We start from the raw sequence: 16282 nt of genomic DNA, 5'->3' as shown, positions 1-16282 counted from the left end.
CCGGGCGACGATACGCCGATCATCATCGGCTCTGCGCTGATGGCTCTGAATGGTCAAGACGACAACGAGATGGGCACCACTGCTGTTAAGAAGTTGGTGGAGACTCTGGATAGCTACATTCCAGACCCGGTTCGTGCGATCGACAAGCCGTTCCTGATGCCAATCGAAGACGTGTTCTCGATCTCCGGTCGTGGCACTGTGGTAACCGGCCGTATCGAGCGTGGCATCATCAAGATCCAGGAAGAGCTGGAGATTGTTGGTCTGCGTGACACCGTTAAGACTACCTGCACCGGTGTTGAGATGTTCCGTAAGCTGCTCGACGAAGGTCGTGCTGGCGAGAACTGTGGTGTCCTGCTGCGTGGCACCAAGCGTGACGACGTAGAGCGTGGCCAGGTTCTGGTCAAGCCGGGCTCGGTTAAGCCGCACACTACCTTCACTGCCGAAGTGTACGTGCTGGGCAAAGAAGAAGGCGGTCGCCACACTCCGTTCTTCAAGGGCTACCGTCCTCAGTTCTACTTCCGTACGACAGACGTGACTGGTAACTGTGAGTTGCCAGAAGGTGTTGAAATGGTAATGCCAGGTGATAACGTGCAAATGACCGTTACCCTGATCAAGACCATTGCAATGGAAGAAGGTCTGCGTTTCGCTATTCGTGAAGGCGGTCGTACCGTCGGCGCTGGCGTCGTAGCCAAGATCATCGCTTAATAGATTGATCTGTTTTAATCGGGCCGGCATAATGGTCGGCCTGATTCAGTTTTTAGGTCAGTAGCTCAATTGGCAGAGCGACGGTCTCCAAAACCGTAGGTTGGGGGTTCGATTCCCTCCTGACCTGCCATATTCAATTGAATTTGGCGCGTCTTTTTACAGGATACTAGTAGATGAATGTTAAGGCTGAAGCCAAAGACTCTCGCTTTGATATGCTGAAGTGGCTCTTAGTTGCTGCTCTGGTAATCACTGGCGTGGTTGGTAATCAGTATTTCTCTGCTGAGCCTATCTTGTATCGCGTATTGGCATTGCTGGTTGTTGCAGCTTTGGCTGGCGTGATTGCACTGCAGACGTCAAAAGGCAAGGCCTTTTGGGTGTTGGCAAAAGAAGCACGTGTTGAGATTCGTAAGGTCGTTTGGCCTACCCGCCAGGAAACCACGCAGACAACTCTGATTGTTGTGGCTGTTGTTTTGGTTATGGCGTTGCTGTTGTGGGGGCTAGACTCCCTGCTTGGTTGGCTTGTTTCGTTGATTGTCGGTTAAAGGTGTCCCGTGGCTAAGCGTTGGTACGTTGTGCATGCTTACTCGGGTTACGAGAAGCATGTTATGCGCTCGTTGCTCGAGCGCGTAAAGCTCGCCGGTATGGAAGATGTATTTGGTGAAATTCTTGTCCCTACCGAAGAAGTGGTAGAGATGCGCAATGGCCAGAAGCGTAAAAGCGAGCGCAAGTTCTTCCCTGGTTACGTGCTGGTGCAGATGGAGATGAGCGAGGCGACTTGGCATTTGATCAAGAATACGCCGCGCGTTATGGGCTTCATTGGTGGTACTGCAGATAAGCCTGCAGCTATTACCGAGAAAGAAGCTGATGCGATTTTGCGTCGCGTTGCGGATAGTGGCGATAAGCCTAAGCCGAAAACGCTTTTCGAGCCCGGTGAGATGGTGCGCGTGACTGATGGTCCGTTTGCCGATTTCAGTGGTGTTGTCGAAGAAGTTAACTACGAGAAAAGCCGAATTCAGGTGGCAGTGACTATCTTTGGTCGCTCTACGCCGGTCGAGTTGGAGTTCAGTCAGGTCGAGAAGGCATAACTGGCATAAGCATCCCTTACCCCGCAGCCTTGGGCTGCGGGGTTTTGTCGTCACTGGGATAAATAGGTAATAACCGGGGAGCCGTAAGGCGCTAGAACCCAGAATTGGAGTAGCTCATGGCTAAGAAAATTACGGCTTACATCAAGCTGCAAGTAAAGGCTGCGCAAGCCAACCCGTCGCCACCCGTAGGCCCTGCTTTGGGTCAGCACGGCGTGAACATCATGGAGTTCTGTAAGGCGTTCAATGCCCGCACTCAGGGTATTGAGCCTGGTCTGCCGACTCCAGTGATCATCACTGTTTATAGCGACCGTAGCTTCACCTTCGAAACAAAAAGCACCCCTGCAGCAGTCCTTCTGAAGAAAGCAGCTGGTGTAACCAGCGGTTCGGCTCGTCCGAACACCGTTAAGGTTGGCACTGTGACTCGTGCTCAGCTGGAAGAGATCGCCAAAACTAAGCAGGCCGATCTGACTGGCGCTGATATGGATGCGGCTGTGCGTACTATCGCCGGCTCCGCTCGTAGCATGGGCCTCAACGTGGAGGGTGTGTAATGGCTAAGTTGACTAAGCGTCAAAAGGCTACGGCTGAAAAAATTGAAGCAGGCAAGGCTTACAACTTTGTTGAAGCTGCCGCACTGCTGGCTGAGTTGTCTGTAGTTAAGTTTTCCGAGTCCGTAGACATCGCTGTCAACCTTGGTGTTGATCCGCGTAAATCCGACCAAGTTGTTCGTGGCGCTACCGTGCTGCCGAATGGTTCGGGCAAAAGCGTTCGTGTTGCCGTGTTTACTCAGGGCCCGGCTGCTGAAGCCGCTCTGGCTGCCGGTGCTGATCGCGTAGGTATGGACGATCTGGCTGCTGAAATGAAAGGCGGCGATCTGAACTATGACGTGGTTATTGCTTCCCCGGATGCGATGCGCGTTGTTGGTCAGCTGGGCCAAGTGCTCGGCCCTCGTGGCCTGATGCCTAACCCTAAAGTCGGCACCGTTACCCCTGATGTTGCTACCGCTGTGAAGAATGCTAAAGCTGGTCAGGTACGTTTCCGTACTGACAAGAACGGCATCATCCACGGCTCCGTTGGTAAGGTTGGCTTCGACGCTGAGAAGCTGAAGCAGAACGTTGAAGCGCTGATTTCGGACCTTAAGCGTCTGAAGCCATCGACTTCGAAAGGTATTTACGTTAAGCGCATCACCCTGAGCACCACAATGGGCCCAGGCTTGATTATTGATCAAGGTTCGCTCGACGCGTAACACATAGAGGCGGCGTAAGCGATTGCGCCGTTTCGACACTTTGGGGTCCCTGCTTTGCGGGGGCTATCCAAGACCGTAGGTGGCGTAAGCCTTAAACTTAAAACCTACGCAGATGGTGCTCCGGATTCTTACCGAATCAGACACCAAAACGACATCCACCTTCGGGAGGATGAAACGGTAACAAGCAGGAGTTAAACCCGTGGCAATTAAACTCGAAGACAAGAAGGCCATCGTCGCTGAAGTCAACGAGGCTGCCAAAGGCGCTCTGTCCGCTGTCGTGGTTGATGCACGCGGTGTGACTGTAAGCGCTATGACCGGACTCCGTAAAGAGGCCCGCGAAGCTGGTGTATACGTGCGCGTTGTACGTAATACCCTGCTTAAGCGCGCTGTTGAGGGCACTGATTATGCCGTCCTCAATGACGTGTTCAAAGGCCCGACCCTGATTGCATTCTCCAAGGACCATCCGGGCGCTGCTGCTCGTATTTTCAAGGATTTTGCCAAGGGTCAGGATAAGTTCGAGATCAAGGCAGCTGCGTTTGAGGGCAAGTTCCTCGCAGCAAGCGAGATCGATGTGTTGGCTTCGCTGCCAACGCGTGACGAAGCCATTGCGAAGCTGATGAGCGTGATTCAAGGCGCTACCAGCAAGCTGGCTCGTACTCTGGCGGCCATTCGCGACCAGAAAGAAGCTGCTGCTGCCTAAGGCATCGTCAATTCTTTCAAAATCATATGTTTAATTTGATGGCTGCGTAGGCTGTCACCCCAATACAGGATTTAAAGTCATGTCTCTGACTAACGAGCAAATCATCGAAGCAATCGGCCAGAAAACTGTTCTGGAAGTTGTTGAGCTGATCAAAGCAATGGAAGAAACCTTCGGCGTTACCGCTGCTGTTGCCGCTGCTGGCCCAGCTGCTGCCGCTGCTGTTGTTGAAGAGCAAACCGAATTCAACGTGATGTTGCTTGAAGCCGGCGAGAAGAAAGTAAACGTGATCAAGGCTGTTCGCGAGCTGACTGGTCTGGGCTTGAAAGAAGCCAAGGCTGTAGTTGACAGCGCTCCTGGCATCGTTCTGGAAGCTGTTGCGAAAGACGCAGCTGACAAAGCTAAGGCCACGCTGGAAGAAGCTGGCGCTAAAGTCGAGCTTAAGTAAGCGACGACCTTGCGTCTACAGCCCAAGCGTTAAGCGAAAGGCTGATGGCTGGTGGCTTTTGCCACCGGCCTTTTTCCGTTCTAGGTCGGCTAATCGTATGCTGATCTAGGGCGTGAAAACCCCGCCCGATGTGGCGGTGCAAACTTAGGGTTTGCAAGAGTTTCTGGCAACTCCCGTCGGAGGGGCCAAATAAGCAGGTGACCAAGCTGGGGAACGCTGATGGCTTACTCATATACTGAGAAAAAACGTATCCGCAAGGACTTTAGCAAGTTGCCGGATGTCATGGATGTGCCTTATCTCCTGGCCATCCAGCTGGATTCGTATCGCGAATTCCTGCAGGCAGGAGCGAGCAAGGACCAGTTCCGCGACATTGGCCTGCATGCGGCCTTCAAGTCTGTTTTCCCGATCATCAGCTATTCCGGCAATGCTGCTCTGGAGTATGTCGGTTATCGCCTGGGCGAGCCGGCTTTTGATGTCAAGGAATGTACGCTGCGTGGCGTGACCTATGCCGTGCCGCTACGGGTGAAAGTGCGTCTGATCATTTTCGACAAAGAATCGTCGAATAAAGCGATCAAGGACATCAAGGAACAAGAAGTGTACATGGGCGAAATTCCGCTCATGACCGAGAACGGTACCTTCGTAATCAACGGTACCGAGCGCGTTATCGTTTCCCAGTTGCATCGCTCCCCGGGCGTGTTCTTCGACCACGACCGTGGTAAGACGCATAGCTCGGGCAAGCTGCTGTACTCGGCGCGGATTATTCCTTACCGCGGCTCCTGGTTGGACTTCGAGTTCGACCCGAAAGATGCCGTATTCGTGCGTATTGACCGTCGTCGCAAATTGCCTGCTTCGGTATTGTTGCGTGCGCTGGGTTACAGCACTGAAGAAATGCTGGACGCGTTCTATGCGACCAACGTATTCCACGTGAAGGGCGAGTCCCTCAACTTGGAATTGGTACCACATCGCCTGCGCGGTGAGATTGCTGTCATCGACATCTTGGACGATAAGGGCAAGGTCATCGTTGAACAGGGTCGTCGGATTACCGCTCGCCACATTAACCAGCTGGATAAGGCTGGTATTAAAGAGCTGGAAGTGCCGATCGATTACCTGATCGGGCGCACCTCGGCCAAGGCCATCGTGCATCCGGCTACCGGCGAAATCATCGCTGAGTGCAACACCGAGCTGAACGTCGAGATTTTGGCCAATGTGGTCAAGGCTCAGGTTGTGCGCATCGAAACGTTGTACACCAACGACATCGATTGCGGCCCGTTCATCTCCGACACCTTAAAGATTGACGGCACCACTAATCAGTTGGAAGCGCTGGTCGAGATTTATCGCATGATGCGTCCTGGCGAGCCGCCAACCAAGGATGCTGCCGAAACGCTGTTCAACAACCTGTTCTTCAGTCCAGAGCGCTACGATCTCTCGGCCGTAGGTCGGATGAAGTTCAACCGCCGTATCGGTCGTACCGAGATTGAAGGCTCGGGCGTGCTGAGCAAAGAAGATATCGTCGCGGTCCTCAAGACCCTGGTTGATATCCGTAACGGCAAAGGCATCGTCGATGACATCGACCACCTGGGTAACCGTCGTGTTCGCTGTGTAGGCGAAATGGCTGAAAACCAGTTCCGTGTTGGCCTGGTACGTGTAGAGCGTGCGGTCAAAGAGCGTCTGTCGATGGCTGAAAGCGAAGGCTTGATGCCGCAGGACCTGATTAACGCCAAGCCGGTTGCGGCTGCCGTTAAAGAGTTCTTTGGTTCCAGCCAGCTCTCGCAGTTTATGGACCAGAACAACCCGCTCTCCGAAATCACCCACAAGCGCCGTGTTTCGGCTCTTGGCCCAGGCGGTTTGACCCGTGAGCGTGCAGGCTTCGAAGTCCGCGACGTACACCCGACCCATTACGGCCGTGTGTGCCCGATCGAAACCCCGGAAGGTCCGAACATCGGTCTGATCAACTCGTTGGCAGCCTATGCACGCACCAACCAGTACGGCTTCCTCGAGAGCCCGTACCGTGTGGTGAAAGACACCCTTGTTACCGACGAAATTGTGTTCCTGTCCGCCATTGAAGAGGCCGATCACGTGATCGCCCAGGCTTCGGCGACCATGAACGACAAAGGTCAGCTGGTTGATGAGTTGGTGGCCGTACGTCACCTCAACGAATTCACCGTTAAAGCGCCTGAAGACGTCACTCTGATGGACGTATCGCCTAAGCAGGTGGTTTCGGTTGCCGCTTCGTTGATTCCGTTCCTTGAACACGATGACGCCAACCGTGCATTGATGGGCTCGAACATGCAGCGTCAGGCTGTACCGACACTGCGCGCTGACAAGCCGCTGGTAGGTACCGGCATGGAGCGCAACGTAGCGCGCGACTCCGGCGTTTGCGTCGTGGCACGTCGTGGCGGTGTTATTGACTCCGTTGATGCCAGCCGTGTTGTAGTGCGCGTCAATGACGACGAAGTCGAAACGGGCGAAGCCGGTGTCGACATCTACAACCTGACCAAATACACCCGCTCCAACCAGAACACCTGCATTAACCAGCGCCCGCTGGTGAGCAAAGGTGACAAGGTTGAGCGCAGCGACATCTTGGCTGATGGCCCGTCCACCGATATGGGTGAGCTGGCTCTGGGTCAGAACATGCGCGTCGCGTTCATGCCGTGGAACGGTTACAACTTCGAAGACTCCATCTGTCTCTCCGAGCGCGTGGTGCAAGAAGATCGTTTCACCACCATCCACATTCAGGAACTGACCTGTGTGGCGCGTGACACCAAGCTCGGTTCGGAAGAAATCACCTCCGACATCCCGAACGTTGGCGAGTCCGCACTGAACAAGCTGGACGAAGCAGGCATCGTGTATGTCGGTGCTGAAGTCGGCCCTGGCGATATTCTGGTAGGTAAAGTGACGCCGAAGGGCGAAACCCAGCTGACCCCAGAAGAGAAGCTGTTGCGTGCGATCTTCGGTGAGAAGGCGTCCGACGTTAAGGACACCTCCCTGCGTGTGCCGACTGGCACCAAAGGTACCGTTATCGACGTGCAGGTCTTCACCCGTGATGGCGTTGAGCGTGATGCTCGCGCGCTGTCGATCGAGAAGAGCCAGCTCGACGAGATCCGTAAGGACCTCAACGAAGAGTTCCGTATTGTCGAAGGTGCAACCTTCGAGCGTCTGCGTTCCGCCTTGGTTGGCAAAAAAGCCGAAGGCGGTGCGGGCCTGAAGAAGGGCGCCGAAGTCACCGACGAGTTCCTCGACGGTCTTGAGCGCGGGCAGTGGTTCAAGCTGCGTATGGCTGAAGATGCACTGAACGAACAGCTGGAAAAGGCTCAGGCTTATATTTCCGATCGTCGTCAGCTGCTCGACGACAAGTTTGAAGATAAGAAGCGCAAGCTGCAGCAGGGCGATGACCTGGCTCCAGGTGTGCTGAAGATCGTCAAGGTTTACCTGGCTATCCGCCGTCGCATCCAGCCGGGTGACAAGATGGCCGGACGTCACGGTAACAAGGGTGTGGTCTCGGTGATTATGCCGGTTGAAGACATGCCGCACGACGTCAACGGTACGCCGGTCGACATCGTTCTCAACCCGCTGGGCGTACCTTCGCGTATGAACGTTGGGCAGATCCTCGAAACCCACCTTGGCCTTGCGGCTAAAGGCCTGGGCGAGAAGATCAACCGCATGCTCGAAGAGCAGCGCAAGGTCGCCGAGCTGCGTAAGTTTATGCAGCAGATCTACAACGAGATCGGCGGTCGTCAGGAAAGTCTGGATGAGCTGAGCGATCAGGAAATCCTCAACCTGGCAAAAAACCTGCGTGGCGGTGTACCGATGGCCACTCCGGTGTTCGACGGCGCCAAGGAAACTGAGATCAAGGCCATGCTCAAGCTGGCGGATCTGCCAGAGAGCGGTCAGATGCAGCTGGTTGACGGTCGCACCGGCAACCTGTTTGAGCGTCCGACTACTGTTGGCTACATGTACATGCTGAAGCTGAACCACCTGGTGGACGACAAGATGCACGCGCGTTCCACGGGTTCCTACAGCCTGGTTACCCAGCAGCCGCTGGGTGGTAAGGCGCAGTTCGGTGGTCAGCGCTTCGGGGAGATGGAGGTCTGGGCTCTGGAAGCTTACGGCGCCGCCTACACCCTGCAGGAAATGCTGACCGTGAAGTCGGACGACGTGAACGGCCGTACCAAGATGTACAAAAACATCGTGGACGGTGATCACCGTATGGAACCGGGCATGCCCGAGTCCTTCAACGTACTGATCAAAGAGATCCGTTCGCTGGGTATCGACATCGATCTGGAAACCGAATAACACGTGACGCGAATCGAGAGCGCGGCTGCATAGCCCGCTCTCTGCTCCGCCAGGAGGAAAGGCCTTGAAAGACCTACTGAATTTGCTGAAAAACCAGGGTCAAGTCGAAGAGTTCGACGCAATCCGTATTGCGTTGGCGTCGCCTGAGATGATCCGTTCGTGGTCGTTCGGTGAAGTTAAAAAGCCGGAAACCATCAACTACCGTACGTTCAAGCCTGAGCGTGATGGCCTGTTCTGCGCCAAGATCTTTGGCCCGGTAAAGGATTACGAGTGCCTGTGCGGTAAGTACAAGCGCTTGAAGCATCGCGGTGTGATTTGCGAGAAGTGCGGCGTTGAAGTAGCGCTGGCCAAGGTTCGTCGTGAGCGCATGGCGCACATCGAATTGGCCTCGCCGGTTGCTCACATCTGGTTCTTGAAATCACTGCCGAGCCGTATCGGTTTGCTGATGGACATGACCCTGCGTGATATCGAGCGCGTTCTCTATTTCGAGAGCTACGTCGTTATCGATCCAGGCATGACCACCCTTGAGAAAGGCCAGTTGCTGAACGACGAGCAGTACTTCGAAGCCCTCGAAGAGTTCGGTGATGACTTTGACGCCCGCATGGGTGCTGAAGCCGTTCGCGAGCTGCTTCACGCGATCGACCTGGAGCACGAGATTGGCCGTCTGCGCGAAGAAATTCCGCAAACCAACTCGGAAACCAAGATCAAGAAGCTGTCCAAGCGTTTGAAGCTGATGGAAGCCTTCCTGAGCTCAGGTAACCTGCCTGAGTGGATGGTGTTGACCGTTCTGCCGGTTCTGCCGCCAGATCTGCGTCCGCTGGTTCCGCTGGACGGTGGCCGCTTCGCGACCTCGGATCTGAACGATCTGTATCGCCGCGTGATCAACCGTAACAACCGTTTGAAGCGCCTGCTTGATCTGTCTGCGCCGGACATCATCGTGCGCAACGAAAAGCGCATGTTGCAGGAAGCGGTCGACGCCCTACTTGATAACGGTCGTCGTGGTCGCGCCATCACTGGCTCGAACAAGCGTCCGCTGAAATCCTTGGCTGACATGATCAAGGGTAAGCAAGGTCGTTTCCGTCAGAACTTGCTCGGTAAGCGCGTGGACTACTCCGGTCGTTCGGTAATTACCGTAGGCCCGACTCTGCGTCTGCACCAGTGCGGTCTGCCGAAGAAAATGGCCCTCGAGCTGTTTAAGCCGTTCATTTTCGGCAAGCTGGAAATGCGCGGCCTCGCCACCACCATCAAAGCTGCTAAGAAGATGGTTGAGCGCGAGCTGCCAGAGGTGTGGGACGTTCTCGCCGAAGTGATTCGCGAACACCCAGTGCTGCTTAACCGTGCGCCAACCCTTCACCGTCTGGGCATCCAGGCGTTTGAACCGGTTCTGATCGAAGGTAAAGCGATTCAGCTGCACCCGCTGGTCTGCGCCGCGTACAACGCCGACTTCGACGGTGACCAGATGGCTGTTCACGTACCGCTAACGCTGGAAGCCCAGCTGGAAGCGCGTGCGTTGATGATGTCGACCAACAACATCCTGTCGCCTGCCAACGGTGAGCCGATCATCGTGCCGTCCCAGGACGTGGTGCTGGGTCTGTATTACATGACCCGCGAAGCGATCAACGCCAAAGGCGAAGGTCGGGTATTCGCTGATCTGCAGGAAGTTGACCGGGTTTTCCGTGGCGGCCAAGCCTCGCTGCATGCTCGCGTAAAAGTGCGCATCAACGAAGTGATCAAGGACCGTGACGGCACCATCACCAAGAACACCCGTATTGTCGATACCACTGTCGGCCGTGCGCTGCTGTTCCAAATCGTACCGGATGGCCTGTCGTATGACGTGGTCAACCATTCGATGAAGAAGAAGGCGATCTCCAAGCTGATCAACCAGTGCTACCGCACCGTTGGCTTGAAAGACACCGTGATCTTTGCCGACCAGCTGATGTACACCGGTTTTGCCTATTCGACCATCTCTGGTGTGTCGATCGGTGTGAACGACTTTGTGATCCCGGATGAGAAGGCGCGCATCATTGACGCTGCCACCGAGGAAGTTAAAGAGATCGAATCGCAGTACGCCTCCGGCCTGGTAACCCAGGGCGAGAAGTACAACAAAGTGATCGACCTTTGGTCCAAGGCCAACGACGAAGTATCCAAAGCGATGATGGCTAACCTCTCGAAAGAGAAAGTGGTTGATCGTGATGGCAATACTGTTGAACAAGAGTCGTTTAACTCGATGTATATGATGGCCGACTCCGGCGCGCGGGGTTCTGCTGCGCAGATCCGTCAGCTCGCCGGTATGCGTGGTCTGATGGCCAAGCCGGACGGCTCGATCATCGAAACGCCGATCACCGCGAACTTCCGCGAAGGTCTGTCGGTACTGCAGTACTTCATCTCCACGCACGGTGCTCGTAAAGGTCTTGCGGATACCGCGTTGAAAACCGCTAACTCCGGTTACCTGACCCGTCGTCTGGTTGACGTGGCACAGGATCTGGTAGTGACTGCAATCGATTGCGGCACTGAGCACGGCCTGCTAATGACGCCGCACATTGAAGGCGGCGACGTTGTAGAGCCGTTGGGTGAGCGCGTTCTGGGTCGAGTCATTGCCCGTGACGTATTCAAGCCTGGCACCGAAGACGTCATCGTGCCGGCTGGCACCTTGGTCGACGAGCAGTGGGTTGAGTTCATCGAGCTGAACAGTATCGACGAAGTAATCGTGCGTTCGCCGATCAGCTGTGAAACGCGCTACGGCATCTGCGCCAAGTGCTATGGTCGCGACCTGGCTCGTGGCCACCAGATCAACATCGGTGAAGCAGTTGGTGTTATCGCTGCCCAGTCGATTGGTGAGCCGGGTACCCAACTCACCATGCGTACGTTCCACATCGGTGGTGCGGCCAGCCGGACCTCGGCTGCTGACAGCGTACAAGTGAAGAACGGTGGTGCGATTCGTCTGCACAACCTCAAGCACGTTGAGCGTCTCGACGGCAACCTGGTGGCGGTTTCCCGCTCCGGTGAGCTGGCGATTGCCGACGAGTTCGGTCGTGAGCGTGAGCGCTACAAGCTGCCGTATGGTGCTGTGATTTCCGTGAAGGAAGGCGACAAGGTCGATGCTGGCGCAATCGTCGCCAAGTGGGACCCGCACACCCACCCTATCGTTACCGAAATGAAAGGTACCGTGACCTACGTGGGCATGGAAGAAGGCATCACCATCAAGCGTCAAACCGACGAATTGACGGGTTTGACCAACATCGAAGTCCTCGATCCGAAAGATCGTCCGGCTGCCGGCAAGGACATCCGTCCTGCCGTGAAGATGGTGGGTGAAGATGGTAAGGATCTGCTGCTGCCAGGTACCGACGTAATGGCTCAGTATTTCCTGCCGGCTAACGCCCTGGTAGGTGTGGCGAACGGTGCTCAAGTGGGCGTGGGTGATGTTATCGCGCGTATCCCGCAAGAGACATCGAAAACCCGTGACATCACCGGTGGTCTGCCGCGCGTTGCTGACCTGTTCGAAGCGCGACGCCCGAAAGAAGCGTCGATCCTCGCAGAAATCAGCGGCACCATCGCCTTCGGTAAAGAAACCAAGGGTAAGCGTCGTCTGGTCATCACACCAAATGATGGCAGCGATGCTTACGAAGAGCTGATTCCGAAGTGGCGTCACCTGAACGTGTTCGAAGGTGAGCAGGTCAATAAGGGTGAAGTCATCTCCGACGGTCCGAGCGATCCGCACGATATCCTGCGTTTGCTGGGTGTTAGTGCGCTGGCCAAGTACATCGTCAACGAGATCCAGGACGTGTACCGCCTGCAGGGCGTGAAGATCAACGACAAGCACATCGAAACCATCCTGCGCCAGATGTTACGCAAGGTTGAAGTGGCTGAGTCGGGCGATTCCACCTTCATCAAGGGCGACCAGATGGAGTTGACAGCGGTGCTGGGTGAGAACGAGCGTCTGGCTGCAGACGACAAGTTCATTGCCAAGTACAACCGCGTACTGTTGGGTATTACCAAGGCGTCGTTGTCCACCGAGTCGTTTATCTCGGCGGCCTCTTTCCAGGAAACCACTCGGGTTCTTACCGAGGCTGCGGTTACTGGCAAGCGCGACTACTTGCGCGGCTTGAAAGAGAACGTGGTTGTGGGTCGTTTGATCCCGGCCGGTACCGGTTTGGCCTACCACGCTGAGCGCAAGCGCAAGCGTGAAGCAGACAAGCCAGTACGCGTTAGTGCCAGTGAAGTGGAAGCTGCACTGACCGAAGCGCTCAACTCCAGCGGTAATTAAGTACAAAGCCCTGCTACTTCGGTAGCGGGGCTTTGTCTTGACTGGGGCGGTGAGTCTCATTAGACTCATGCACCCCTAAATTTGGCAGGGCACGTGCTCTGCCATTTTGTTTATGTAGGGTAATAGCGTCGCAAGACAACAGTGGAGCTTAAGATGGCAACTATCAACCAGCTGGTACGTCAGCCGCGTAAGCGTATCGTCGAGAAATCCGACGTGCCTGCGCTGCAGAACTGCCCGCAGCGTCGTGGTGTGTGCACTCGCGTGTATACCACTACGCCGAAAAAACCTAACTCGGCACTGCGTAAAGTATGCCGTGTGCGTCTGACCAACGGTTTCGAGGTTTCCTCGTACATCGGCGGCGAAGGCCACAACCTGCAAGAGCACAGCGTCGTACTGATTCGTGGCGGTCGTGTAAAAGACTTGCCAGGTGTTCGTTACCACACCGTGCGCGGTTCGCTGGATACTTCCGGCGTTAAAGACCGTAAGCAGGGTCGTTCGAAGTACGGTACCAAGCGTCCGAAGTAATAGCCGCTAGTACTGAATAACGAGTTTCTATTTTTCTGAGTCGATAAGAGTAAGGTCGGGCGTCCACCCTCTGTGGTGCAGTCCCGGGCTAACCTGAAGACCGTTTGAGGGCTTATCAAATGCCAAGACGTCGTGTAGCAGCCAAGCGCGAAGTGCTTGATGATCCAAAATACGGAAGCCAAATCCTGGCCAAGTTCATGAACCACGTGATGGAAAGCGGCAAGAAAGCCGTTGCCGAGCGTATCGTTTATGGCGCCCTGGAGAAGGTTAAAGAGCGCAAGAACAGCGATCCCCTGGAAATCTTCGAGAAAGCTCTCGACGCCATCGCTCCGCTGGTCGAAGTGAAGTCGCGCCGTGTAGGCGGTGCTACTTACCAGGTTCCGGTCGAAGTTCGTCCGTCCCGTCGTAATGCTCTTGCCATGCGCTGGTTGGTAGATTACGCCCGCAGACGCGGCGAGAAGTCTATGGCTCTGCGCTTAGCTGGTGAGTTGATGGATGCCGCTGAAGGCAAAGGTGCTGCAGTTAAGAAGCGTGAAGACGTGCACCGTATGGCTGAGGCCAACAAGGCTTTCTCGCACTACCGCTTCTAATTTTTGCGCTTCTAAATTTGCGAGGGCTTTATGGCTCGTATTACCCCGATTAATCGCTACCGTAACATTGGTATCGTGGCTCACGTGGATGCTGGTAAAACCACCACTACTGAGCGCGTCCTTTTTTACACTGGCAAAAGCCACAAAATGGGCGAGGTGCATGATGGCGCCGCGACCACAGACTGGATGGTGCAGGAGCAGGAGCGTGGTATTACCATTACTTCTGCTGCTATCACTGCCTTCTGGAAAGGTTCTGAGAAGCAATACAAAGATGAGCATCGCTTCAACGTCATCGACACCCCGGGCCACGTAGACTTCACCATTGAAGTTGAGCGTTCCCTGCGTGTACTCGACGGCGCTGTCGTTGTGTTTTGCGGCACCTCGGGTGTTGAGCCTCAGTCGGAAACTGTATGGCGCCAAGCCAACAAGTACGGCGTTCCACGTCTTGTTTACGTAAACAAGATGGACCGTGCTGGTGCGGACTTCCTGCGTGTAGTAGCTCAGATTAAGCAGCGCCTCGGTCACACTCCCGTGCCGATTCAGTTGGCTATCGGTTCTGAAGACAACTTCCAGGGTCAGATTGATCTGATCAACATGCAAGCTGTCTATTGGGATGATGCGAACAAGGGTACTCTTCCTGTTCGTAAAGACATTCCGGCTGAATTGCTGGAAGAAGCTGAGAAGTGGCGCGGTAACATGGTAGAGGCTGCAGCCGAAGCCAATGAAGAGCTGATGAACAAGTACCTTGAGGGTGAGGAACTCACCAACGAGGAAATCAAGGCCGCTCTGCGTCAGCGTACTATCGCTGGTGAGATCGTTCTTGCTGTTTGTGGTTCTTCCTTCAAGAACAAGGGTGTTCCGCTTGTTCTCGACGCGGTTATCGATTTCCTGCCTGCGCCAAGCGATATTCCTGCCATCAAGGGTACCGACCCAGATGACGAGACTATCGAGCTGGAGCGTCATGCAGACGACAGTGAGCCGTTCTCGGCGCTGGCGTTCAAGATCGCTACTGACCCATTCGTGGGCACGCTGACCTTCGTTCGTGTTTACTCGGGCGTGTTGAACTCCGGCGACGGTGTTATCAACTCGGTCAAGGGCAAGAAAGAGCGTGTGGGTCGTATGGTGCAAATGCACGCAAACGCCCGTGAAGAGATCAAAGAGGTGCGCGCTGGCGACATCGCAGCTTTGATCGGCATGAAGGACGTCACCACTGGTGAGACTTTGTGCAACGCTGACAAGCCAATTATCTTGGTTCGTATGGACTTTCCGGAGCCGGTTATCTCGGTTGCCGTAGAGCCTAAGACCAAGGATGACCAGGAAAAAATGGGTATCGCTCTGGGCAAGCTTGCTCAAGAAGATCCATCTTTCCGCGTCAAGACCGATGAAGAGACTGGCCAGACCATCATCTCCGGCATGGGCGAGTTGCACCTGGATATCCTGGTCGACCGCATGCGTCGTGAGTTCAACGTCGAAGCCAACATTGGTAAGCCTCAGGTTTCCTATCGTGAGCGCATCACGAAGAACTGTGAAATCGAAGGTAAGTTCGTTCGTCAGTCCGGCGGTCGTGGTCAGTTCGGTCATTGCTGGATTCGTTTTGCTCCTGCTGATGAAGGTCAGGAGGGTCTGCAATTCGTAAACGAAGTGGTCGGTGGTGTGATTCCGAAGGAATACATCCCGGCTATCCAGAAGGGTATCGAAGAGCAGATGAAGAACGGTGTTGTTGCCGGCTATCCGCTAATCGGCCTGAAGGCGATCGTGTTCGATGGTTCTTACCATGACGTCGACTCTAACGAGATGGCGTTTAAGGTAGCGGCTTCGATGGCAACCAAGCAGCTGGCCCAAAAGGGTGGCGGTGAATTGCTCGAGCCGATCATGGCGGTAGAAGTTGTTACCCCTGAAGACTATATGGGTGACGTGATGGGCGATCTTAACCGCCGTCGCGGCATGATCTTGGGTATGGAAGACACGGTCTCCGGCAAAGTTATTCGCGCCGAAGTTCCGCTAGGCGAGATGTTTGGTTATGCAACCGACGTCCGTTCCATGTCTCAGGGTCGCGCAAGCTACTCTATGGAATTCAAAAAATACAATACAGCTCCGTCGCATATCGTCGAATCTGTAACCAAAAAACAAGGCTGATTCAGCCCTTTAGGCAAGGAGTTAATTGTCGTGGCTAAAGAAAAATTTGAACGTAGCAAACCTCACGTCAACGTTGGCACCATCGGTCACGTTGACCATGGTAAGACCACGCTGACCGCCGCTCTGACTCGCGTCTGCTCCGAAGTTTTCGGTAGCGCCGTTGTTGCTTTCGACAAGATCGACAGCGCCCCGGAAGAGAAGGCTCGTGGTATCACCATCAATACTGCGCACGTTGAGTACAACTCTTCGATTCGTCACTACGCGCACGTTGACTGCCCAGGTCACGCTGACTATGT

At 55.0% G+C, this 16282-nt stretch carries 13 protein-coding genes and 1 tRNA gene; all 14 read left to right on the top strand.

Annotated elements, in window-relative coordinates:
* On the top strand, positions 1-705 hold a 705-nt coding region (locus tag BMZ32_RS19235; protein ID WP_244154021.1), incomplete at its 5' end, for an EF-Tu C-terminal domain-related protein.
* A gap of 54 nt (positions 706-759) precedes the next feature.
* Positions 760-835 (top strand) — tRNA-Trp (locus tag BMZ32_RS19230).
* Positions 836-878: 43 nt separating this feature from the next.
* Positions 879-1247 carry a preprotein translocase subunit SecE gene (secE, locus tag BMZ32_RS19225; RefSeq protein ID WP_090245156.1) on the top strand — a complete coding sequence of 123 codons (369 nt, stop codon included), beginning with the start codon at positions 879-881 and terminating at the stop codon, positions 1245-1247.
* A 9-nt stretch (positions 1248-1256) separates the two neighbouring features.
* Positions 1257-1790 carry a transcription termination/antitermination protein NusG gene (nusG, locus tag BMZ32_RS19220; RefSeq protein ID WP_090245152.1) on the top strand — a complete coding sequence of 178 codons (534 nt, stop codon included), beginning with the start codon at positions 1257-1259 and terminating at the stop codon, positions 1788-1790.
* Between the two features lie 116 nt (positions 1791-1906).
* On the top strand, positions 1907-2338 hold the full coding sequence (gene rplK, locus BMZ32_RS19215) for a 50S ribosomal protein L11 (RefSeq protein ID WP_090245149.1): 432 nt from the start codon (positions 1907-1909) through the stop codon (positions 2336-2338).
* A complete protein-coding gene (gene rplA, locus BMZ32_RS19210; protein ID WP_090245147.1) occupies positions 2338-3033 on the top strand; it encodes a 50S ribosomal protein L1 in 696 nt (231 codons plus the stop codon). The genes rplK and rplA overlap by 1 nt, the downstream gene beginning before the upstream one ends.
* Positions 3034-3232: 199 nt before the next feature.
* Positions 3233-3733 (top strand): 50S ribosomal protein L10, encoded by a 501-nt coding sequence (rplJ, locus tag BMZ32_RS19205; RefSeq protein ID WP_090245144.1) that lies wholly within the window; start codon positions 3233-3235, stop codon positions 3731-3733.
* 79 nt (positions 3734-3812) lie between these two features.
* Positions 3813-4178, top strand: coding sequence for a 50S ribosomal protein L7/L12 (rplL, locus tag BMZ32_RS19200; RefSeq protein WP_090245142.1), 366 nt, complete (start codon positions 3813-3815; stop codon positions 4176-4178).
* A gap of 219 nt (positions 4179-4397) precedes the next feature.
* Complete coding sequence (gene rpoB / locus BMZ32_RS19195) at positions 4398-8471, top strand: DNA-directed RNA polymerase subunit beta (protein ID WP_090245140.1); 4074 nt, start codon at positions 4398-4400, stop codon at positions 8469-8471.
* 64 nt (positions 8472-8535) lie between these two features.
* Entirely contained in the window at positions 8536-12735 is a 4200-nt protein-coding gene (gene rpoC, locus BMZ32_RS19190) for a DNA-directed RNA polymerase subunit beta' (protein WP_090245137.1), read from the top strand.
* A 153-nt stretch (positions 12736-12888) separates the two neighbouring features.
* Positions 12889-13260: a 30S ribosomal protein S12 gene (gene rpsL / locus BMZ32_RS19185; RefSeq protein WP_003463319.1), complete on the top strand. Its 372-nt coding sequence runs from the start codon at positions 12889-12891 to the stop codon at positions 13258-13260.
* A gap of 119 nt (positions 13261-13379) precedes the next feature.
* The gene (gene rpsG, locus BMZ32_RS19180; RefSeq protein ID WP_090245131.1) at positions 13380-13850 is read left to right on the top strand and encodes a 30S ribosomal protein S7; all 471 of its coding nucleotides are present in this window, start codon (positions 13380-13382) and stop codon (positions 13848-13850) included.
* Between the two features lie 30 nt (positions 13851-13880).
* Entirely contained in the window at positions 13881-15986 is a 2106-nt protein-coding gene (gene fusA, locus BMZ32_RS19175; RefSeq protein WP_090245128.1) for an elongation factor G, read from the top strand.
* 30 nt (positions 15987-16016) lie between these two features.
* On the top strand, positions 16017-16282 hold a 266-nt coding region (locus BMZ32_RS19170; RefSeq protein ID WP_244154020.1), incomplete at its 3' end, for a GTP-binding protein.

The organism is Pseudomonas guineae (assembly GCF_900113745.1).
Lineage (GTDB): Bacteria > Pseudomonadota > Gammaproteobacteria > Pseudomonadales > Pseudomonadaceae > Aquipseudomonas > Aquipseudomonas guineae.
Note: the sequence above shows the minus strand (reverse complement) of the source record. Positions and strands in the feature narration are given on the sequence as shown.